The organism is Trinickia terrae (assembly GCF_005144415.1).
Classification (GTDB): Bacteria; Pseudomonadota; Gammaproteobacteria; order Burkholderiales; family Burkholderiaceae; genus Trinickia_A; species Trinickia_A terrae.
The window spans coordinates 178398-199507 of record NZ_SWJE01000006.1 but is presented as its reverse complement, the minus strand read 5'-3'; the positions used below and the strand labels follow the sequence as shown (position 1 = coordinate 199507).

The window sequence follows — 21110 nt, the reverse complement described above, 5'->3', positions numbered from 1 at the left end:
ACACTAAGTAAGCGCCGGTTCGGTCGAGAAGGAGCGTGGGGCCGCGCACCGACGCTCGACGAGCAAATGCCGTGGAATCGTTTCGTCTGCTTTTTCGGTTCGCGGCGCACGGCTCGCCGGGCAGCTGCGCATAGAGGCGAATACGATGAATATCGAACAATGGCTGGGCGGATTGGGGCTCGAGCAATATGCGCGCACGTTCGCCGAGAACGACGTCGACGAGGCGATGCTGCCTAAGCTGAGCGATGCGGATTTGAAAGAGCTCGGCGTGCAGTCGCTCGGGCACCGCAAGCGCATCCTCGCCGCCATCGCCGAGCACGCCGCTGCGGCGCCTGCTCCAACGCTCGCTTCCGCCGCCGATGCGCCGCAAGACGAGCGGCGCCAAGTCACCATTCTCTTCGCCGACCTCTGCGGGTTCACGGCGCTGTCGCACACGCTCGATCCCGAGGAGTTGCGCGCGCTGATCGGCCGCTATACGGCGCTTGTCGACGAGATCGTGCTCGCCTACGGCGGCACGATCGACAAGCACATCGGCGACGCCGTCATGGCCCTGTTCGGCGCGCCGCGCGCCCACGAGACCGATACGCTGCGCGCCGCCCGCGCCGCGCTCGACATCCACGAAGCGCTCGCGCAACTGCGCGGGCAGACTGCGCGGCAGTTGCAGGCGCACATCGGCATCGCGAGCGGCGAGGTGGTCGCGGGCGCGCTGGGCCGCGGCGGCGCGCGAGACTACACGGTGCACGGCGATCCGGTCAATCTCGCCGCTCGGCTCGTGGCCACGGCGCACGCCGGCGAGACCCTGCTCTCCGCCGACGTGCAGCGCGTGCTCGGCGCGGGCGCGGTCTGCGAGCTGGCCGGCGACATCAGCCTCAAGGGCATCGACGCGCCCGTGCGCGTCTGGCGCCTGCTCGGCATGGCGAGCGAGCCGGCGGCGAGCCGCAGCCGCTTCGTCGGACGTCGCGCCGAGCTCGAGCAATTTCAGGGCATCGTGCACGCGTGTCTCGAGCAACGGCTGGGGCACATCGTCTACGTCCGCGGGGAGGCGGGCATCGGCAAGACGCGTCTCGTCGACGAGATGCGCGGCCATGCCCAGGCGCAGGGCTTCTCGATCCATCGCGCCCTCGTGCTCGATTTCGGCGTGGGCAAAGGGCAGGGACCCGTGCGCGCGGTGATCGGCAGCCTGCTCGGACTGCCGCCCGGCGCGCCGGGCCAGGCGCGGCTAAGCGCCGCCGGGCGCGTTGCCGAGGCCGGCATGGTCAAGGCCGAGCAGCGCGTGTTTCTCCACGACTTGCTCGATCTGCCGCCAGCGGACGAATGGCGCACGCTTTACGATGCGATGAGCCACGCTGTTCGCACGCGCGGCAAGCAGGCGTGCGCGGCGCGCTTGATTGAAGACGCCTGCCGGCGCGCGGCGACGATGATCGTCGTGGAAGACCTGCATTGGGCCGATCCGCAGGTGCTCGACTATCTGGCCGCTTTCGCGGCGGGCATCGCCAACGGCCCCGGCCTGCTCGTCATGACCTCGCGCGCGGAAGGCGATCCGCTCGATGCCGCCTGGCGGGCGCGCTGCCGCGACATCCCGTTCGCCACGTTCGATCTCGGCCCGCTGCGCAAGGACGAGGCGTTGAGCCTGGCCGGCAGCTTCATCGACGCGAGCCAGCGCATCGCGCTCGCGTGCATCGAGCGCGCGGGCGGCAATCCGCTGTTTCTCGAACAGCTCTTGCGCAACGCGGAGGAAGGCAGCGCGAAGACCGTTCCCGCGTCGATCCAGAGCCTCGTGCTCGCGCGCATGGATCGCCTCACGCCGCGCGACCGGCAGGCGTTCCAGGCGGCCGCGGTGATCGGCCAGCGTTTCGAGCTCGAGCTGCTGAGGCGACTCGTCGACGACCCGGACTACGCTTGCGAGGGACTGCTCGCCAACGCGCTAGTGCTGCCGGAGGGCGACGACTTCCTGTTCGCGCACGCGCTGATCCAGGAGGGCGCGTATTCGACGCTGCTGCATGTGCGCCGGCGCGAGCTGCATCGGCGCGCCGCCGACTGGTTCGCGGCGAGCGATCCGACGCTCCACGCGCAGCACCTGGACCGCGCGGAGGACGAGCGCGCGCCGCAGGCCTATCTGGCCGCCGCCGCTCTGCAGCGCAAGGCGCATCTGATCGAGGCGGCGCTGCGCCTTGCCGGACGAGGGCTCGACATTGCGCAGACGGATGCGGACCGTCACGCGCTCAGCTGCTGCATCGGCGAGCTGCAGCGCGATCTGGGCGACACCGCTGCATCGATTGCGACGTACCGGGCGGCGCTGGCCGCTGCTCCCGACGACATGAGCCGCTGCCGCTGCCAGCTCGGGCTCGCGGAAGGCTTGCGGGTGAGCGAAGGTCTTGCCGAGGCGCTGACGCTGCTCGACTCCGCTCAAGCGCTCGCGGAACGCGAGGAGATGGTGGCCGAGCTCGCGCGCCTGCATCATCTGCGCGGCAACATTCTTTTCCCCCTCGGCAAGATCAAGGAGTGCAGCGCCGAGCACGAGCGCGGGCTCGCCTACGCGCAGCGTCTCGGCTCGCCCGAAGGGGAGGCGCGCGCGCTCGGCGGGCTCGGCGACGCCGCCTATGCGCAAGGCCGCATGCGCACGGCTTTCGAGCATTTCAGCCACAGCGTCGCGCTCGCCCGCGAGCACGGCTTCGGCGGCATCGAGGTCGCCAATCGTCCGATGCAAGGCTTCAGCCGCATGTATCTCAACGAGGTGCGGCAGGCGCGCGAGGATGCGGTCGGCGCCGCGCGCGCGGCCGAGCTGGCCGGACAACCGCGCGCGCAGATGCTGTGCGAGTTGCTGGGTGTCACCTCCTGTGTGGAGTTGTGCGATGCGCCGGCTGCCGAATGCCATCTCGAACGGGTATTGCGGCTGGTCCGGCAGATTGGCGCGCGGCGTTTCGAGGCGCAATGCATCGAGATGCGGGGGCGCGTGCTGCTTGACGCCGGGCGGCGCAGCGAGGCTGCCGGCTTACTCCGCGATGCGCTCGCCATGTGCCGCGAAGTGGGCATCCAGTTCGTCGGGCCGAAGATCATCGGCACGCTGTGCCGCGCGGTCGAGGACGGCGCGGAGCGCGCCGCGCTCCTCGCCGAAGGTGAGGAACTGTTGCGGCGTGGGGCCGTGGGTCACAACCACTTGTGGTTCTACCGCGAAGCAATCGAAGCGATGCTCTCGATCGGCGACGCGGAGAACGTGCTGCGCTACGCGACGGCGCTCGAGGACTACACGCGCAACGAACCGCTGCCGTGGGCCGATTTGTTCGCGGCGCGCGGCCGCGTTCTTGCGCGCTTCATGCAAGGGCAAGCCGACGAAGCCGCGCGGCGCGAACTGGAGCGCGTGCGGGTGGCGCTGACGGAAGCGGGGTTTGCGGGCTATCTTCCGCCGGTGGATGCCGCGCTTGCGGCTTCTGGTCTGCGGGTTTGAACCGATAAATAAAATGGAAGGCTAGTCGGCCAAGCTCTGGCGCAAAGACGAGATGACCCTCGACAAAGTGAAGGCCGCGGGCCGCGAAGCCCTGCGAGAAAAGCGTTGGTAAGGGGTGGAAAATCGAAAGCGGTCGAGAAGCGATCCGACGATGGGACGGGCGCTGCGCCAGCGATATCGCGGGACACGGCTGCCGAAACGTGGGAGGTGTTCTGACCTAAAAGCCTTTCCTGACTCAAATTTCGGGGAATGCCTACACAAACGGCTCTTTAGTTAATTCGCGCCCGGTCCGTTAACGTTCAAGTCGTATCGAACCGGGTCGACCCCACAATGACGAAAAAGCCTGCGCGCTGGCTCAGTTTCTTAACCATCATCGAGCGAATCGACCGCAGGCCGTATTTCATCGCCATTCGCCGCGGGCTTGCGTTGCCCCTGCCGCTCATCATGAGCGGCGCGCTGGCGCTGTTGCTGCGCTATCCGTCAAGCGTCGACATGCACCGGTGGCTGATGAAGGTCTTCGGCCCGCGTCTGGACTTCTTCTGCGACAACCTGCTCGCCGGCACCTTCGGTATTGGCGCGCTCGTCGCCTTGTATGGCTTCGCCGACGCCCTGACGAATCTTCATAACCAGCGGCTCGGTCATCGCCATGTCAATCCCACGGTCGCCACGATCGTCGTGGTGTCCTGCTTCTTTACGCTGATCGCGGGGGATAGCGAAGGGACGCTGAGCGCATCGCTCTCGCTCGGCCGGGGGATGCTTGGCGCGCTGCTGGTCGCTTCGCTTGGCGGCTGTCTTTTCTTGAAGCTCTGCGGCATCCGCTGTTTGCGGGTTCCGCTGCGCAACCTCAGCAACGATCCTCTGGTCGGCGATGTGTTCACGGTGTTGCCGGCCGGGATGCTGACGATCCTGCTTTTCGCTTTGCTCAAGGTGGCGCTGTTTGCGGCGGGCGGGTCGAATTTCATCGGGACGTTGAGCACGCTGCTTGCCGCGCCGTTCTCGAAGTTCTCCACGAGTCCGCTGTTCGGCGTCGGCTACGAGACGGCGAGTCAAGTGCTGTGGCTCTTCGGCATCCATGGACCGAACGCGCTATACGCCGTCCAGGAGCACGTGCTGGTGCCGGCGTCGAACGCCAATATCGCTGCGGTGGTGAACGGCGGCCATCTCCAGTTCATCTTTACCTACGACTTTTTCGCGGCATTCGCCCGCATGGGAGGCTCCGGCGGCACGCTGAGCCTCATCCTCGCGCTGCTGCTGGTCAGCCGCACGGTTCGCGGGCGGAAGCTGGCGCTCTTCATGATGCTGCCGGCGCTGTTCAACGTGAACGAGCCTTTGCTGTTCGGATTGCCGCTGGTGCTCAATCCGGTTTATGCCATTCCGTTCATATTGGCCCCGGTCGTGCAGATTCTCATCGCCTATGCGGCCATCGTCGTCCACCTGATGCCGCAGCCGGGCTACAGCATCGCGTGGACGACACCGGTTCTTTATAGCGGCTACGCGGTCACGGGCTCGTTTTCCGGAACGCTGGTCCAGTTGCTCGCCCTGGTGGCAGGGACGATGGTGTATGTCCCGTTTGTCCTGATGGCCGAATATCTGGCGGGGAAGCGAGGCCAGGAAGTGCTCGCCTCCCTGCTTCACATCGCGGAGTCGCCGGAGACGGGGCTGAAAGCGAAACGTTGTCTTGATCTCCCCGGCGAAGAGGGGCGGATGGCCGTCGCGCTGGCGAGCGATCTCGAGGATGCCGTCAAGACGGAGGGACAGATCTTCCTCGAGTTCCAGCCGCAGGTGGATTTCCGGACCGGGCGTGTTTTCGGCGCCGAGGCGCTGCTGCGCTGGCAGCATCCTTTTCTGGGGCGGGTGGCGCCGCCGGTCGTCGTGGCGATTGCCGACGATGCGGGCCAGACCGACCGTCTCGGATTGCAGATTCTGTCGCTTGCATGCCGCCAAAGAAACGCTTGGCGAGAGGTTCTGCCGGACGACTTCGTGATGGCCGTCAATCTCTCCCCGCGGCAACTGCTGGATCGGGAGTTTCATCGGAAGGTGCTCGACATCCTGCGGCGGGAGCAATTGCGGCCTTCGTGGCTAGAACTCGAGATCACGGAGTCCACCATGCTGCTGCCGGACGTCATTGCGATCGATAACTTGAGACGGCTTCGCGAGGTCGGCGTCAAGGTGGCGTTGGACGATTTCGGCATGGGGCATACGTCGCTGCACTATCTGCGCGAGCTGCCGCTGGATACGGTGAAGATCGATCGCGCTCTGGCGGATGTCAGTCCCGGCAGCGTTAATGAGCACATCGTCAAAAGCGTGGCCGACCTGAGCCGCACGCTCAATCTTTCGCTGGTGGTCGAGGGCGTCGAGAACGAGTGTCAACTGAAGTGTCTCTCGGCGCTGGGCTGTGATCGATTCCAGGGCTACTTCTTCAGCCGTCCGCTCGCTGCGCATGCTTGCCTGGAGTTCGTCACCGATGCGAATTGGGGGCCTGGGTTCACGGCGTAGCGCGGACGCGAGCCCGTCGCCGCCGCACATCGCCAGGCAGAGCCGGATGTTCGATCCGCACGCCTCCTAGCGCTGGGCGTCGCGCATCTTGCGCGCCACGTCGCTCGCCACCAGCCGGATCGCGTCGATCAGCGCCCGCGCGGCGGGAGACGGCGTTGTTCCGGCGCGCACCGTCAAGCCGATGTCCCGCGTCGTGTTGCGCATCGGCACGTCGAGCACCGCGAGCTGCCCGGACTCGCGTTCGTAGTGCAATTGCTGCGCCGACAGCGCGGCGATCATGTCCGTATGCAGCAACAGGCCGCGAATGACGGCAAGATCGGCCGTTTCGATGGTCGGCGTCGGCGGCCGGGTCTTCATCCGCTTGAACAGCGCCTCGAACAGGCCACGCGACGGCGCATGGCTGCGCGGCAGGATCCATTGCGCGTCCACGAGATCCTTGGCGGTCAGGCCGCGCGCGGCGGCGAGCGGATGATCGCGCCGCGCCAGCACCACCAGATCCTCGGACATCAGCTTCTCGTTTTCGAGGCCGCTCGCGGCGTCGTTCGGGCGCAGCGCGCCAAGGATGAAATCGATGTCGCCCGCGCGCAGGCCGGCCACCAGCGTTTCGTAGGCGCTTTCGTCCGTCGCCACCTTCACGCCCGGATACTGGGCGATGACCCTCGCAATCGCTTCAGGCAGGATCAGCGTGCGGCCAAGCGGCAGCGCGCCGACCGTCACGCGCCCCTGGATGCTGCCGCGCAGCGCCGCGACGTCGTCCGAGACGTGGCGCAGCTCGTTCAGCGCGCGGCGCACGTGCAGCAGGAAGGTCTCGCCGTCGCTCGTCAGCAACAGGCCGCGCGGGTTGCGATGGAAGAGGGGAAGCCCCGCGCCGGTCTCGAGGATGCGGATGGCGCTGCTCACCGCGGGCTGGGTGATGCCGAGCGCGCGCGCGGCGCTCGGCATGTGCTTGTGGCGCGCCAGCGCCGAGAACAATTCGAGCCGCCGCGAATTGAGCAGGTAGGGGGGCACGGCCCCTTCGCCGACCGGGCGCCGCGCCGATACGCGCGCGCCGCGCCAGCGCGCGAGCGCTTCGAGCTCGGCAAAGACGCGCTCGCCGCGCTTGAGCACCACGCGGCAAACGGGCGTGGGCAGCATGCCCGATGGCTTGCGATCGAAGAGCGTCTCGCCGAGCGCCGTTTCGATTTCCTGCACGGCTCTCGTCACCGCGGATTGCGCGCGAAAGAGGGCGGTGGCCGCGCGGCTCACGCTGCCGGTCTCGGCGACGACCTGCACGGCCCGCAGATAGGCGAGGTTCAAGGGTTCGTTTTCTTTCATGGGGGGCCTCGTGTGCCGGGAAGTATAGCGGCAGGCGCGCTCGCGGCGCAGCGGGCATGGCCCGGTTGAGAGTGGGTTCTGGCGGTATCTGTTCTGTTTATCCCGTCTTCGATGCGCGCCAGGCCTTGAGTTCGGCGAATGTCTTCACTACAACGTTGAAGATCGACGCTTTCGTCGGCCAAGCTCTGCATGGGGCCAGAGTAAGGCGCTAAAGCGCTAACTATGATCGACCGGAGACATTCATGGAAGACCCGTTCCGCCGCCCGACTTTCGGCTCCGCCGTGTTCTACAAGGACCCGTTCGCCGCGCTCGACTGGCTCGAGAAGGCGTTCGGCTTCGAGCGCACGCTCGTCGTCACCGAGAAGAATGGCCGGCTCGGCCACTCGGAGATGCGCTTCGGCGACGGCTACGTGATGATCTGTACGGAGGGCTGGGGCGTGTCGGCGAGCCCCGCGTCGGTCGATGGCCGCAATACGCAGGCGGTCCACGTGCAGTTGAAGGAGGGCATCGACGCGCATTGCGCGCGGGCGCGCGCGGCGGGCGCCGTCATCACGCGCGAGCCGGAGGATCAGTTCTACGGCGATCGCGTCTATGCCGCGCGCGATCCCGAAGGGCACGTCTGGAGCTTCGGGCAGACGGTGCGCAAAGTGTCGCGTGAGGAAGCCGAGCAGGCAGGCGGCGTGAAGATCGAAGGGTGGGCCTGAATGCATCGCGGCGCGCGGTTTGTAGCCGCGCGCCGCTGTTGCTGTTGCACTCCGTGACTACGCTGCTACCGCGTCACGCCATTTCCAGCGCCGGGTAGTCCGTATAACCGGTCGCGCCTTCCGCGTAGTACGTCGCGGGGTTCGGCTGGTTGAGCGGCGCATCGAGCTCGAAGCGCTTCGGCAGATCCGGATTCGCGATGAAGAGCTGACCCCACGCGACCGCATCGGCTTCGCCCGCGTCGAGCGACTGCTGCGCCGTTTCCTTCGTGAACTTCTCGTTGGCGATATAGACGCCGCCGAACTCCGCTTTCAGCACGTGGCCGATGCGCTTGTCGCCGAGCGATTCGCGCACGCAGAGGAACGCGATCTTGCGCTTGCCGAGCTCGCGCGCCAGATAGCCGAATGTGGCTGCCGGATCGGAATCGCCCATCGTGTGTGCGTCGCCGCGCGGCGCGAGGTGCACGCCGACACGGCCGGCGCCCCAGATGCCGATGCACGCGTCGGCGATCTCGAGGATCAGGCGCGCGCGATTCTCGATCGTGCCGCCGTAGGCATCGGTGCGCTGGTTCGTGCTGTCCTGCAGGAACTGGTCGAGCAGGTAGCCGTTGGCGGCATGCACTTCGACGCCGTCGAAACCGGCGGCCTTCGCGTTTTCGGCGCCGCGCCGGAACGCCTCGACGATGCCGGGGATTTCTTCGGTGCCGAGCGCGCGCGGCGTCACGTAGGGCGTCTCTGGCCGCACGAGGCTCACATGGCCTTGCGGTGCGATCGCGCTCGGCGCGACCGGCAGCTCGCCGTCCAGGAAGAGCGGGTGCGACACGCGGCCCACGTGCCACAGTTGCAGCATGATCTTGCCGCCTTTGGCGTGAACGGCATCGGTGACGAGCTTCCAGCCTTCCACTTGCTCCTGCGACCAGATGCCCGGCGTCGCCGCATAGCCGACGCCTTGCGGCGTGACCGCGGTCGCTTCGGTCAGGATCAGGCCGGCGCTCGCGCGCTCGGCGTAGTACTGCGCCATCAGCGCGTTGGGCAGGCGCTCGTCGCCGGCGCGCTGGCGCGTGAGCGGCGCCATGATGATGCGGTTCGGCAGGGTCAGCTCGCCAAGTTGCAGCGGATCGAATAGGGTCGGCATGGCAATTTTCTCTCTTCGGCAGGCATAAGCCCGCCCTCTTCGGATCAAACGATGACTATCGGGAATGCCGCACGCGGGCGTTAAAGGTCCGTGTGCAGCGCTTCGAGGAACGCCTGGATGACGGCTTCGTTGCGCTTGAAGAACACCCACTGGCCGATGCGCTGCGTACTGACGAGCCCCGCGCTTTGCAGCACCGCAAGGTGCGCGGAGACCGTCGATTGCGACAGGCCGCAGCTGCCGTTGATCGCGCTGGCGCAGACGCCGTGCTCGAGCGACAGCACCTGCTCGGGAAAGCGGGCCGACGGCTCCTTGAGCGCAGCGAGGATCTCGCGGCGCACAGGATTCGCAAGGGCTTTGTGGATTGCGTCGATGTCTATCGTCGTCATGGGTCAGGCTTGGGTTACTAACCAGCGCAAACGGCGTTCGCCGCCGGGGCGGGGCGCGTCGCTTGGATCGCTGTTGGTCGAATCTTATATCGGATTCTGACGATATGCGAGAAGGCACCACTGGGGGTGGGGTTGATGGCTGTCGACATACAAAAAAGACGGCACTTTTGCATCGACCCGCTCTAGATACAAAAAAGACCGCACTTTTTGTGTCATATCGTGAAAAACGTCGATAAATCCATGTTTTTATGGAGATATTCATGCGAGTGCAAGGGGCGTCTCGCGCTCGTGTCTTGGCTCGAAAGTTCGGCGGCCGTGGTTTTAAACGATAAGCAGTCGAGAATATAAGTCTGCACTTGCTAGTATCGACGAGCCTCCGCCTGATAATTTCAATTTTCTTTCGTTTTTATCTGGGGAATCGATTGGTTGGAGGCTCGTTTGGCTGTCCCCGTTGGGTCACGGCGCGCCGCATAGCGTTTACGTTCCGTATACCCGCTCAATGGCGGCGCACGGCGTCTTCTGAACCTGTCACCTCTACCAGTTTTGGAACGGAATATTTCATCCATACTTTGGGCGGCACTCGCTGCCCGGATTCGGGGGCTCGGCGCAAGCACGTCGTTCGTTCCTCCTCGGAAAAGGGCAGATGAAAAACAACGGCGCCCGACACACTCACGACGAACAGTTCTACCCGATTCATTCGTAGTGCAATCCTTATCATATCGATCGTGCTCGTTCCGAAATGTTTATCGAAACAAAACCCATTGTCCGGCCAGTAGCAACTTCGATAGGTTTCTGAAAATCGCACCCACAACAAGGAAATACGATCATGAAAGAACTGACATTCAATGAGCGGTTCACCGAGGTTTGGAAACATACACAACGCGGCCTGGTATATCCCGCGCCTTTCGCGATCTTTTCGAGTTTCTGGCTCAAAAGGCCGATTGCCAAAAGCGAGCTTGCGATGCTGATGCAGGAGGTCAGGCGCAAGATCAATACCGACCCGCGACTCGGTAGCAAGAACACCACGCTGGTCGCCGGCGTGTCCTTCGAAAACTGGGCACTGATCTGCGAGCAAGAGAAGATGCCCCTCCCCAAGGGGATGCGGTTGCGCTACCCGCAGGAAAATCATCCCCATCGCTCGAAGGTCTTCGGTGCATCCAACGGCAACTTCAAGGATTCGGAGGCAAACCTCTGGTTCCACATCAAGAGCGACGACGCTAAAGCGTGCGACATCGTGCTGAAATTGACCGAGAACTGGCTGCATGAAAATACCCGTGAATCGTTTCATCAAAGCGCGGCCAGCAAATCGGGGGACAGCGACAAGCCGAACGGCGGCAGGGTGCTCGGTTGCCGCTTTGCCGAGAACCTGAACAATCCGTCCGATCCGATCTCGCTCGCGAAACATTCGATTGTCGGCGTGGAAGATGTCGAGCACTTCGGCGCGTCGTTCGTGCTGTCGCAGCGGTTCCTGATCAACTGGGATCAAATCAACATGATGTCGGAGGATCAAATCGAAGATCTGATCGGCAGAAAAACTGACGACACCATCATCCCCGACCGCGATACCCGCTCGCATATCAAGGCATCGCGCGTGCAGGACCAGTTCGGCAACACCACGCCGGTGCTGCGCCTGGGTCTTCCTTTCGGCAATGCGCACACCAGCAGTTCCTTTCGCAATCCGAAGTCCGTGACTGCCGCCGATGAGGAAGGCATCTATTTTGCCGGCTTTGCCAAGGAGATCGGCATCCTCGAGGATGTCATGCAAAACCAGATCGGCGCCGTCCACGGCTTCATGAACGACCGTCTGTTCAATCATCTGCGGTCGGACCTGGGCGGATTCTTCTACGTTCCCAGCCTGCAGGATCTCGGGTTGCTGGATGACAACACCTACGCCAACAACTTCGATGCGTTGAATCGCGGCACGTGGGACAGATTTCCGGGCGTCGACTGGTCGAGGCTGGACCGTCACTTCACGGTCGCCTCCGACAACGGATTGATGTACTACAACCATAGCAACTACCTGTTCAACATGGCGACCAAGCTGAATAAACGCAGCGACTATTTCGAGGCGCCGTCGAACCGGATACTCAGCCTGTTGGAAAATGCCTTCTCGCTTTGGCAGGACAATTGGTACTTCAACCGCAAGCAGGAAGAAATCGAGCACGACATCGCGTACTACATGGCGCAGTTCGATTTGCCCGGCAAGTCCGCCGACGTCATGCAGGAATCCATCATGGTGCGCAAGGGCTGGGCGATCCGCCTGAGCCTGCACCTGTTCACGTCGCCGGAATACGGTTTCCGCGGCCGGCGCATTCGCTTGAGCGACGGCCGCCTGATCCCGTATTCCGCGGCGAAGGAAGAGGAAGGGACCGTGGTGTACGGATCCGACACCTTCCGCATCTCCCCAGAGGAAATCATCGTCGGCGCCATGCCCAACCTGACGCTGGGCGAGGGCCGCTACGTGATGAAATACCTGAGCGAAGCCGAGCGCCTGAACGGGTTTCTTGCCAACTTGAGCGAAGCCTCCGGCGTCGGCCACGTCATTCCCGACTACCAGAAAGCCCTCGACCTCGGTCTCAGCGGGCTGTTGAACGAGGTCGCGCAATACGAAAAGAAGGCTGCCACCCAGCAGCAGCGAGAACTCTATCAATCGACGGCGTTGGCGTTGCAGGGTATTTCCGAGTACTTCGTGAACTATGCGGATCTGGCAAAGCAGATGGCGCAAGACATGCAGCCGGGCCAGGCGTGGGAGCAGCAGAATCTGACGGCCATCGAACGGCGCATGCGCAAGCTGGCGACGGAAAAACCCGGTAGCTTCGTCGAGGCGGTGCAATTCATTTTTACGTTGCACACCTGCCTGCACCTGAACGGCGAGCCGACGGCATTCGGCCGCATGGACCAACTGCTGCAACCCTACCTCGATCGGGACGCTATCCGCATCGACGAAGCGCAAGAGATCATCGACGCCTTTTACATCAAGCTCGACGAAAAGATCCAGCAAAACCGCATCTTCATGGAAGACCATCAGCCGTTCGGCAATTTGGCGATGGGCGGCAGCTCCGGACCGTATCCGCAAGGCGCTTCGCTCGGTCAATGGATTCAGCAGATCACTGTCGGCGGAACCGTGGCGGACGGCGAAACTGACATGGCGAAGACCAAGCCGGCCTATAACGACGTGACCCGCCTGTTCATACGCGCGTCCGGCCGTCTGCCGCTCAATGCGCCCTGCCTGTCGTTGCGTACCCGCAAGGACATTCCGGATGAGATTCTGGAGGAAGCCGCGCACGCGATACTTTCCGGCGGCGCGCATCCTATCCTGTTGAACGACGAGACGCTCATCGAAGGCCTGTGGCGCAGCGGCGACAACGTCGGCGGCGAGCAATTGCAAAACAATAAGGCGTGGCGGTCGGTCGTGGAGATGAAATCGGCGCAGAACTATGCGTGCGACGGATGCTATGAGCCCCAGTTCCCCGGCGAAAACTGGTTCTCGCTAGGCGGCTTTTCCACGTTGCAGCCGCTGGAGTGCGCGCTCAATCAAGGCAGGACCTATTCCAGCGCGGGCCAAAGCTATCTGTTCGGCCAAACGGTATCGCTGACCACGAGGCCGGCCGAGCAGATCGAAAGCTTCGATGCGTTGCTGGCGTTGTATCGGCAGCATTTCGAATGGCTCAACCGCAAGGCGTTCAACGGCCAGTTGATGAGCTACGGCAACAATACCCAGTATTGCCCGTCTCCGATCCTGAATGCGCTGATGGACGATTGCTTGGCCAAGGGCTTGGATTTCTACAGCGGTGGGGCCAAATACAACATCTATGGTCCTTGCTACATCGCGCTCAGCTCCACCATCAACTCCCTGTACGCGATCAAGAGCATGGTGTTCGACGACAAGACCGCAGTCACCACCTTGCCCGAGTTGCTGGAATGCCTGTGCTGCGATTGGGGCTACAAAATGACGGAGCCCTTCATCAGCAAGCTCGCAGGGGAAAACCGGATTGCGGCGCGCGCCGACCGTTTCAAGCGCTTGCGTGAAGTGGCGTTGTCACTGCCTCGCTACGGCCGCGGCCACGCGGAAATCGACGCGTTCGGCAATACCATCATCGAGATGGTGGCGCAGATTTCGATCGAGACGTTTACCCAGCCTTGGCCGCAGCTGCGCGACACCCTGCAGAACTTCGCGAGCAAATACGGGACGGTCGATCATCCGTTCGGGATTCAGATTCAGCCCGGCGTCGGCACCTTCGAAAACCACGTGGAAATGGGGTCCTGGAACGGCGCCAGCGCGGACGGCAGACGCACGGGCACGACGGTCGCCTCCGACATGAGCGCGGCGCCGAGTCCGGCGGATTTGCCGGTCGAGCATCAGTACGCCGGCTTCGCCGAAGCATTGGCAGGCTTTGAAGGGAGCGGCTCGAGCCTGATGTCCGATGGCGCACCGAGCGACTTCAATATCACCGAGGATTTTCCGGCCGAGAAATTGAAGCAAGTCCTGCGTCAATTTGCGCAGGGAAAGGGATCCAATATCTTGACCGTGACCGTGGCGAACCCGGACACCTTCGCCGATGCAATCGGCTCGCCCGAGAAATACGATTTGCTCCGCGTTCGCACCGGCGGCTGGACGAACTTCTTTACGTCGGTGTTTCCGACAATACAGGAACAACATCGTCGTCGGCCCCTTTCTTTGCCAGAAGATGTGAAAGCGGATCTGGGTAAGCAATGTCCGTTTCATGCAAGGCGATAGGTAGCTTGACAAAGTGCATCCCATGCAGATGGTCCCTCTGCATGGGATTGGATTTGCCCCCGTACTCCCGGACACGGTCTCCCCATAAGGTTGAAGCCCCGAGCGTTCCACTCATCCGATTGTCCGAATTCGCGCGGCCACCTCTCCAAATATTAGGCAACGCGCGCATCCTTTGCGCGCGTTGCCGCACCTTTGCTACGCTCATCTCCGCATCGAAAGCGACACGAATAATGCGGTGCAAAATTTAAGCGCTTAAATTTTACCCGGCATTCCGCCGATCCGTGCGGAATGTCCGAACTGGAGGATGACAATGGATAGACGATCGATGCTGCGCCTGAGTCTTTCGGCCGCGGCGGCCGCGTGTCTCGAACTGACCGGCACGCAGAAGGCACTCGCATTCTCGGACACGAGCGCATTCGCGAAGGGTGTCGACGTATCGACGCTTCCTCAGATCGAGGCGTTCGGCGGGAAATTTTATTCGGGCGGCGTGCGGCACGATGCGCTCGCGCTGCTGCGCTACAACGGCGCCGACTCGTGTCGCATCAAGATCTGGAACGACCCGGGCAACGCGAGCTACTACCCGTCCAATCAGGCGGTGGCTGGCTACAACACCGTCGCGCAGGCGGTTGCGCTCGCGAAACGCGCGGCGGCGCTCGGGATGCGCATTCTGATCGACTTCCACTACAGCGACTGGTGGGTCGATCCGAGCAAGCAATATCCGCCGCACGCATGGGCGGGCCTGAATCTGACGGACACCTGCACGCAGTTGTACGCGTTCACGACCGACGCGCTGAACCAGCTCAAAGCGGCCGGCGTCACGCCGGAATGGGTGCAGGTCGGCAACGAGATCACGAGCGGGATGCTGTGGCCGCTCGGCAAGTACGACCAGTTGGACAACCTCGCGACGCTGCTGAAGACGGGCTATAACGCGGTGAAGTCGGTCAACTCTGCGACCAAGGTGATCCTGCATCTCGACAGCGGTGGCAACAACGCGACGAGCCGTTGGTGGTTCGACGCCATGACGTCGCGCGGCGTGCAGTTCGACGTGATCGGCCTGTCCTACTACCCGGCGTGGCAAGGTTCGCTCACCGATCTGACCAACAACGTGAACGACATCGCGGTGCGCTACGACAAGGCGCTGATGGTCGTCGAAACCGCGTTCGCGTGGACGACGAGCGACGGCGACTCGGAGCCGGACACGATGACGACCGCCGGCACGACGGGCTTCCCGATGACACCGGCCGGACAGGTGGAGTTCTGGCAAGCGGTCAAGAACATCATCGCCAACATTCCGGGCGGACGCGGCAAGGGCGTGTTCTGGTGGGAGCCGGAGTGGATTCCGGTCGCGGGCGCCGGCTGGAAGGCGGGCGCTGGCGACGAGTGGGACAACTGCACGCTGTTCGACTTCCACGGTAATGCGCTGTCGTCGATCAGCCTGTTCAAGTCGTGATCACGTGACGCCGTGAAGTGAAGCCGCGATCCCTGCCCGACACAGTCCGCCGGGCAGGGATCGCGGCTTACACGCTTCGTTACTGAATCGTCGCGGCCTTTCAACAGCCCACCCACGAAGTTCGTCGTCGCGTCATTTCCTCAGGTATGAACAAGGTTCGTATTTAGGCGCAGTTCCCGGTTATGCCCAGCTCGTAGCGGGTTGAGTTCCGCGGAGACCATGGGGTACCGGTCAGAGCCGGCTAGCATTCGAAACGTCTTCGCATAATCGGAGCAAGCTTCCCCAATCAGCCATTTCGGTTGACGGGAGAAGCGCAAGAACAACACACCGTCTCCCATTCCGTCCGCAACTCGGTCACGAGGTAGGGGCAAGCGTTCGGCACAGGCAGAACTGCCCGATGAGCTGAACAGCTGGGTTGGCGATTTCGATCGCCATCTCTCGCAGGTCGTGGGGCTTGCAACTGCGTTCCGCCACCAATATCGCTTCTCTGCCCGGCGGTTCTTGGCGCTGTACTGCCCAGCGACCGCTCACGATCGGTGGACAACCCGCGCGGAACGGCTCACCGCCTCTGTTCGCCAGGAGGCTGCGAGCCTTCACGGACACTCGCGCAAGAAGCCTGGAACTGCGCTACGTGCCTGGCTCCAGTATCGGGCGTTCTGCGGCACTGTGGGCCATGAGCTCGAAGCCGCGATTCCCTCGATGCCCCGGTGGACGTACGCCTCTCTGCCGGTTCGCTTCACGGCAGAGGAGACCGCGCGCGTGCTCGGCGCGTCGCTCGACGGCAGCCCCACGAGCTACATAATCGAGCGATGTTACTGGTCCTAGCGAGAATGGGCCTACGAGGCTGTCCTACCCATGCCTGGCTCGCCGCCTTTGGCAACCCGTTCGTTCTTCAGGCTGTTGAAGAAGCTCTCTGTCGGCGCGTCCCAGCAATTTCCCTGGCGGCTCGCGGCATTACACAGCTGCGTTTCTGAAGCAATAGGTATATCTCGCATGAATATTTGCGAGAGGCCGCGGGGCCGCAACTGCCGTCGGGCCCAGACCGCGAAGGTGTTATCGGTGCGCATATCCAGATGAACCGCGTGTGCCAGTCCAACCAGGCATCAATACGATCACCCGCGGTATCACAACAGGTTAGCGATGGCGGAAGCTCAACGCCGCGGGCTGCCCCAGCCCAACCAGTCGGGACGGTGATCCAGCCGTCTGAGCAGTTTTCGGCGCATTTGCTCCCGGTGATAGTGAGCGGCGACGAACCCTATCGCCGTCACCAGCACGAATGAACCTACGACGATCGCCACTGCTTCACTCATCGGAACCTCCATTGCTGATCTCTCGGGTTCACTGCAGGTGTTGCCCTCCATTGATCGCAATGTTGGCGCCGGTCACGAAGCCCGCTTCGCGCGAACACAGGTACAGCACGAGTGCTGCAACTTCGTCCGGCTGCCCGAGCCGGCCGACCGGAATCTGCGGAATGATCTTCGTCTCGCGGATTTCCTCGGGCACCGCCATCACCATCTTTGTCGCAATATAGCCGGGCGAGATCGTGTTGACAGTGACGCCTTTTTTCGCCACCTCGAGCGCCAGCGATTTCGTGAACCCATGCATGCCGGCCTTTGCCGCCGCATAGTTGGTCTGGCCGAACCCACCCTTGGAGCCGATGATCGACGACACGTTGATGATGCGGCCCCAACCGCGCTCGACCATGCTGTCGCACACCGGCTTCGTCATGTTGAACACCGAATCGAGGTTGGTGCGGATTACCGCGTCCCAATTGACCTTGTCCAGTTTTTTGAAGCTGGCGTCGCGCGTGATGCCGGCGTTGTTGACCAAGATGTCTACCGGTCCGACTTCCGCTTTGATCTGCGCCGTGCATTTTTCGCACGAGTCGTAGTCGGCGACGTCGACCGCATACGCGCGGAACTGTCGTCCCTCGGCTTCCGTGCGTGCGAGCCACTCTTTCGAACCGGTGTTGCCGGGCGAATAGGTGACTACGACCGTATAACCGGCGTCATGCAACTTGATGCTGATCGCCTCGCCCAATCCACCCATGCCACCCGTTACTACCGCGATCTGCTTTGCCATCGAATCGTCCTCGCAAATACCGGCGGCGTGCTCGTCTGGAGCAACACTGCCTTCAGTCAAAAATTGGATGCATTGAAATGCCGGACTCTTGCCAAAGTGAATAAAAGGAATCCTACATATAGGCATGGAACCGATAACGCAGGCATCGCTGCCCGCGTGAGTCTTAGTACTTCGCGCTCGCGGCTACGGCAGCCGACTCGGTGGCACTACGTTTGGCGGCCTTGGACGCTGAGGCCGTGACGGCCTCGAGATTGGTCCCGGCCATTTCCACGGCCTGCTGCCCCGTCTTCTGCAGCGATTCGCACAGCGTGGCGGTGGCGCTGATCGCGGACTTCCACGCGGCGATCGCCGCTTCGGAACCCGCGGGAGCACTCTTCGTCGCTTCCTCGATGAATTCCTGCATGCGTGCGTTATACCGTTCGTACTGCGTCTGTGCGAGTTGCGCGACCTCAGCCTGCGTAGTTGACGCGATGTCGAAGAGTTGACGGCCGTATGACAGTGATTTCTCCGCGAAAGGCGCGGTGAAACCGGCTTGCAGCGTGAACCATTGCTGCGGGTCTGTTGTGCCGGGCGTCTTCGTCAAGTTCTCCTGCGATTCCGCCAGCGTGGACCTGACGACCTGCAGGTTCAGCGCAACCAGTTTTTCGAAGCCTTCAAAGACCTTGCCGGTCAATCCGAAGAATGCGTCGAGGCTGGCCTTCTGCGATGCGGCGATTTGCTCGGGACTCGATAGAGCCATTGTTGAAATTCCTCAGAATGCAGTCCGCTGCGCGAAACCCCGATCGACCGGATGTCGCGCGGCGAATGGCGATGATGGATGAACCGAAGCGCAAGGACGCCTGCCAGGGAGCATGCGTCGCGAATACTTCGGAGGGTCGTTACAGCAAGAGGCACTACACATTAAAGTCCAACAAAAGCTACTTCGCTTACTTCTTCTTTGGCGCGCTCGCCACGTGCTGCAGCGACACGCGCCGCAATTCCCTAGCGCCTGCGCGCGACGGCCTTGAGAATGGAAGCGCCTTTGCTTGTGACATGAGGACGTGGGTGGCCCGACGCGAGGCGTTCCAGTGATATGAGCTGACATTCCAGCAGCGTGTCGAGCTCGGCGCGGCCCAGTCCGATCCGGTCCGGCGAGTCCTTGATGAGCATTAAGGTGGCGAATTCATGGGGACTCAGCATATGGTCTCCTCGACTTGGTCTGTCTGCGCCGCGAGCATTAATTACCGTCTTCGCGGCGAATGGCGGCAAATATTCCCGTCACCTTTGCAGAGCAAGCGTTCGGGAAATCCTTACGGAGACGTCATCATAACCGCATAATTTCGAATTGAAATATGCAGAGTGCATTTTTTATTTGTATGTTTATTTAGGCTTTGTCAACTTGTCGAGGCTGAGGTGGCAAGACGGAGGGAAAGAGCATCCCCTCAGGAGGCGCTGGACGGATTTTGGACGACTTCGGTGATGTCGCGCCACGAAATGAATCTCGCCGCGAGTTGTTGGCGATAGAGTGAAGCACGCAGCAAATGCCGCTTGAGCGCGAAATGCTGCCGAATCGGCCCGAAGCAGGAGAGAAATTTCTGTGTGCCTTTCGGGTCGCGAAAGCCGCGCATGCGACGCTCGCGTTCGCGCGTCGGCTGGTGGCTGTTCTCAGCACGGTTGTTCAGCCGGGCTGCCGCTTTGACGAACATGTGCTTCACGTTCGCAAGTTCGGGGATCTCGGCTTTTGCCGCTGGATAGCTGCGCAACTGATCGGTGACGATCTTGCGCGGAACCGGGCTCGAACGCAGCACACGCTTGAAGAAGCGCTTGGCAGCGGCTTTGTCGCGCCGCTTTCACGCGATGAGCAATGCCCTTTCCAAACTTGTCACACCAGCATCGGATGGTCTCGTATGTCACGATCACGCCGAGCTCGAAGAGCAACTCTTCGATGTCGCGCAGGCTCAACTGAAAGTGGAAATAGCATCGAACAGCGCAGCTGATGACACCAGCCGGGAAACGGTGACCGTGATAGAGCGATTTCGATTTCTTCATTGCGCCATCTTATCGGACGGGCCACACAACCTGACAACGCCATTTGACTCGTCTGAGTCCGCAGATAACGAACGGATCCGCGCGCCGGGGTAGAAGAATCCGTTAGTGTCCATAGGGGACTGTTTGCGGCACAGGGCACATCGTGTGCCGCCGTCGACGAAGGCTTTGTGCCTGTCCCGTCTAGCGTTTCCCAACCGGAGACCGGGTCGATTCCCGCAGGATGATGTCGCAGTCGAGCACGACCGTGGATTCGATCGCCTGAGAAGGGTCCGACAGACGTCGGGACACCAGATCGGAAATCGATTCGGCGATGGCCGCGATCGGTTGCGCAACCGCCGTTATGCCGGGCCGGTGCAGGCTGAACACGGGCGAGTCGTCGAACGAGATGAGCGACACGTCGTCGGGCAGCACATGTCCGTTTTCCCTGAAGTACTTGAGCGCGCCGTTCGTCATCGGCCCGTTGGCGGAGAAGATCGCGGTCGGCGGGCGGGCCTGCTCCATCAGCTGCTTCGCCGCCTGTTCGCCGCCAAGCACGGTCCAGTCGCCGTCGGCCACGTATGCGGGGTCCAGCTTCAGTCCACGTTCGCGAAGTGCGTCCTCATAGCCGAGATAACGTTCCTTGCCGGTGCTGTCGTTGCGGTTGCCGCTCAAGAGCGCAATGCGCCGGTGCCCGAGATCGAGAAGATGCTTCACGGCACGGTTGCTCGCCTTGCGGTTGTCAACGAAAACACGCGAGACGGGTACGCCAGGCAGGTCGTTGTTGCAGATCACGACAGGCAAGCCGTCGTTGACGAGCTGCTGCATCTGTTCGGTGACGCGGGTGGTACCGGACATCACCAGCGCGTCGACCTGTCGAGCCGCGAAGAAATCGAGCCCTTCGACCATCACCTTCGGATCGCGACCGTGACAGTAGACAAGCAATGCGCGGCCTTCGCGCCGGATGGCTCTCGACAGATGCTCGAGCAGCACGCCGTGGTATTCCTCGAAGAACGACGGCGCCAGCAACCCGATGACCTGGGTCCGGTCGGTTCGCATCGCCGTCGCGACGGCGCTGCGACGAAAGCGCAGCGCCTGAATCGCCACTTCGATCTGCTCGCGATTGCCGCGACGAACCGGTTTGCCCTGCAGGTATCGGGATACGGTGCCAATGGCAACGCCGGCGCGCTCTGCCACATCGACGATGGTAGGGGGGCGATGTTTGCTTGCATCGTCGTTGGTAACTGATCCCATCTTTGCTACGTTCCCAAGAGTGGCAATAAAGTCGTCACCGCATGCTTGCCCGTCGGGCGATTTCGAATGCGATCCGTGGCCGGTATCGCGGACTCCGTCTTGCAC

14 protein-coding genes and 1 pseudogene are annotated in these 21110 nt (G+C 62.6%); 5 read left to right on the top strand and 10 right to left on the bottom strand.

Going from position 1 to position 21110, the window contains the following annotated elements; translation table 11 throughout:
* Positions 1-145 precede the first annotated feature (145 nt).
* Both FAZ69_RS13635 and FAZ69_RS13630 read left to right on the top strand, forming a co-directional pair.
* On the top strand, positions 146-3445 hold the full coding sequence (locus FAZ69_RS13635; RefSeq protein WP_136895265.1) for an adenylate/guanylate cyclase domain-containing protein: 3300 nt from the start codon (positions 146-148) through the stop codon (positions 3443-3445).
* 330 nt (positions 3446-3775) lie between these two features.
* Complete coding sequence (locus FAZ69_RS13630) at positions 3776-5941, top strand: PTS sugar transporter subunit IIC/EAL domain-containing protein (protein ID WP_136895263.1); 2166 nt, start codon at positions 3776-3778, stop codon at positions 5939-5941.
* Positions 5942-6007: 66 nt separating this feature from the next.
* Here FAZ69_RS13630 and FAZ69_RS13625 read toward each other — a convergent pair whose 3' ends face one another.
* Positions 6008-7255 (bottom strand): LysR substrate-binding domain-containing protein, encoded by a 1248-nt coding sequence (locus FAZ69_RS13625; protein ID WP_136895262.1) that lies wholly within the window; start codon positions 7253-7255, stop codon positions 6008-6010.
* A gap of 242 nt (positions 7256-7497) precedes the next feature.
* Here FAZ69_RS13625 and FAZ69_RS13620 point away from each other — a divergent pair, with 242 nt between their 5' ends.
* Complete coding sequence (locus FAZ69_RS13620; RefSeq protein WP_136895260.1) at positions 7498-7959, top strand: VOC family protein; 462 nt, start codon at positions 7498-7500, stop codon at positions 7957-7959.
* Between the two features lie 73 nt (positions 7960-8032).
* Here the strand turns inward: FAZ69_RS13620 and FAZ69_RS13615 are convergent, their stop codons facing one another.
* The 3 genes from FAZ69_RS13615 to FAZ69_RS13605 form a co-directional block, all read right to left on the bottom strand.
* Entirely contained in the window at positions 8033-9091 is a 1059-nt protein-coding gene (locus tag FAZ69_RS13615) for an alkene reductase (RefSeq protein ID WP_136895258.1), read from the bottom strand.
* Between the two features lie 80 nt (positions 9092-9171).
* The gene (locus FAZ69_RS13610) at positions 9172-9477 is read right to left on the bottom strand and encodes an ArsR/SmtB family transcription factor (RefSeq protein ID WP_136895256.1); all 306 of its coding nucleotides are present in this window, start codon (positions 9475-9477) and stop codon (positions 9172-9174) included.
* 496 nt (positions 9478-9973) lie between these two features.
* Positions 9974-10174: a hypothetical protein gene (locus FAZ69_RS13605; protein ID WP_136895254.1), complete on the bottom strand. Its 201-nt coding sequence runs from the start codon at positions 10172-10174 to the stop codon at positions 9974-9976.
* Between the two features lie 129 nt (positions 10175-10303).
* Between FAZ69_RS13605 and FAZ69_RS13600 the strand changes: the two genes are divergently transcribed.
* Together FAZ69_RS13600 and FAZ69_RS13595 are read left to right on the top strand one after the other, a co-directional pair.
* On the top strand, positions 10304-14215 hold the full coding sequence (locus FAZ69_RS13600; protein WP_136895252.1) for a Dyp-type peroxidase: 3912 nt from the start codon (positions 10304-10306) through the stop codon (positions 14213-14215).
* Between the two features lie 310 nt (positions 14216-14525).
* The gene (locus FAZ69_RS13595) at positions 14526-15665 is read left to right on the top strand and encodes a glycoside hydrolase family 53 protein (RefSeq protein ID WP_136895250.1); all 1140 of its coding nucleotides are present in this window, start codon (positions 14526-14528) and stop codon (positions 15663-15665) included.
* A gap of 1151 nt (positions 15666-16816) precedes the next feature.
* On the opposite strand, the gene FAZ69_RS33255 is transcribed toward FAZ69_RS13595, so the two are convergent.
* The 6 genes and pseudogenes from FAZ69_RS33255 to FAZ69_RS13565 all read right to left on the bottom strand — a co-directional run bounded on the left by FAZ69_RS33255 (position 16817) and on the right by FAZ69_RS13565 (position 21110).
* Entirely contained in the window at positions 16817-16975 is a 159-nt protein-coding gene (locus tag FAZ69_RS33255; RefSeq protein WP_169708627.1) for a hypothetical protein, read from the bottom strand.
* 28 nt (positions 16976-17003) lie between these two features.
* The gene (gene phbB / locus FAZ69_RS13585) at positions 17004-17747 is read right to left on the bottom strand and encodes an acetoacetyl-CoA reductase (RefSeq protein ID WP_136895247.1); all 744 of its coding nucleotides are present in this window, start codon (positions 17745-17747) and stop codon (positions 17004-17006) included.
* Positions 17748-17910: 163 nt separating this feature from the next.
* Positions 17911-18486 (bottom strand): phasin family protein, encoded by a 576-nt coding sequence (locus FAZ69_RS13580; RefSeq protein WP_136895245.1) that lies wholly within the window; start codon positions 18484-18486, stop codon positions 17911-17913.
* 242 nt (positions 18487-18728) lie between these two features.
* Positions 18729-18926: a hypothetical protein gene (locus tag FAZ69_RS13575; protein ID WP_136895243.1), complete on the bottom strand. Its 198-nt coding sequence runs from the start codon at positions 18924-18926 to the stop codon at positions 18729-18731.
* A 242-nt stretch (positions 18927-19168) separates the two neighbouring features.
* Positions 19169-19775: pseudogene (locus FAZ69_RS13570) on the bottom strand (IS6 family transposase).
* Between the two features lie 180 nt (positions 19776-19955).
* The gene (locus FAZ69_RS13565) at positions 19956-21110 is read right to left on the bottom strand and encodes a LacI family DNA-binding transcriptional regulator (protein WP_206171199.1); all 1155 of its coding nucleotides are present in this window, start codon (positions 21108-21110) and stop codon (positions 19956-19958) included.

Coding starts and splice junctions, on each gene's coding strand:
- FAZ69_RS13635 (WP_136895265.1), top strand. CDS start 146: ATGAATATCGAACAATGGCTGGGCGGATTGGGGCTCGAGCAATATGCG.
- FAZ69_RS13630 (WP_136895263.1), top strand. CDS start 3,776: ATGACGAAAAAGCCTGCGCGCTGGCTCAGTTTCTTAACCATCATCGAG.
- FAZ69_RS13625 (WP_136895262.1), bottom strand. CDS start 7,255: ATGAAAGAAAACGAACCCTTGAACCTCGCCTATCTGCGGGCCGTGCAG.
- FAZ69_RS13620 (WP_136895260.1), top strand. CDS start 7,498: ATGGAAGACCCGTTCCGCCGCCCGACTTTCGGCTCCGCCGTGTTCTAC.
- FAZ69_RS13615 (WP_136895258.1), bottom strand. CDS start 9,091: ATGCCGACCCTATTCGATCCGCTGCAACTTGGCGAGCTGACCCTGCCG.
- FAZ69_RS13610 (WP_136895256.1), bottom strand. CDS start 9,477: ATGACGACGATAGACATCGACGCAATCCACAAAGCCCTTGCGAATCCT.
- FAZ69_RS13605 (WP_136895254.1), bottom strand. CDS start 10,174: ATGAATCGGGTAGAACTGTTCGTCGTGAGTGTGTCGGGCGCCGTTGTT.
- FAZ69_RS13600 (WP_136895252.1), top strand. CDS start 10,304: ATGAAAGAACTGACATTCAATGAGCGGTTCACCGAGGTTTGGAAACAT.
- FAZ69_RS13595 (WP_136895250.1), top strand. CDS start 14,526: ATGGATAGACGATCGATGCTGCGCCTGAGTCTTTCGGCCGCGGCGGCC.
- FAZ69_RS33255 (WP_169708627.1), bottom strand. CDS start 16,975: ATGAGTGAAGCAGTGGCGATCGTCGTAGGTTCATTCGTGCTGGTGACG.
- phbB (WP_136895247.1), bottom strand. CDS start 17,747: ATGGCAAAGCAGATCGCGGTAGTAACGGGTGGCATGGGTGGATTGGGC.
- FAZ69_RS13580 (WP_136895245.1), bottom strand. CDS start 18,486: ATGGCTCTATCGAGTCCCGAGCAAATCGCCGCATCGCAGAAGGCCAGC.
- FAZ69_RS13575 (WP_136895243.1), bottom strand. CDS start 18,926: ATGCTGAGTCCCCATGAATTCGCCACCTTAATGCTCATCAAGGACTCG.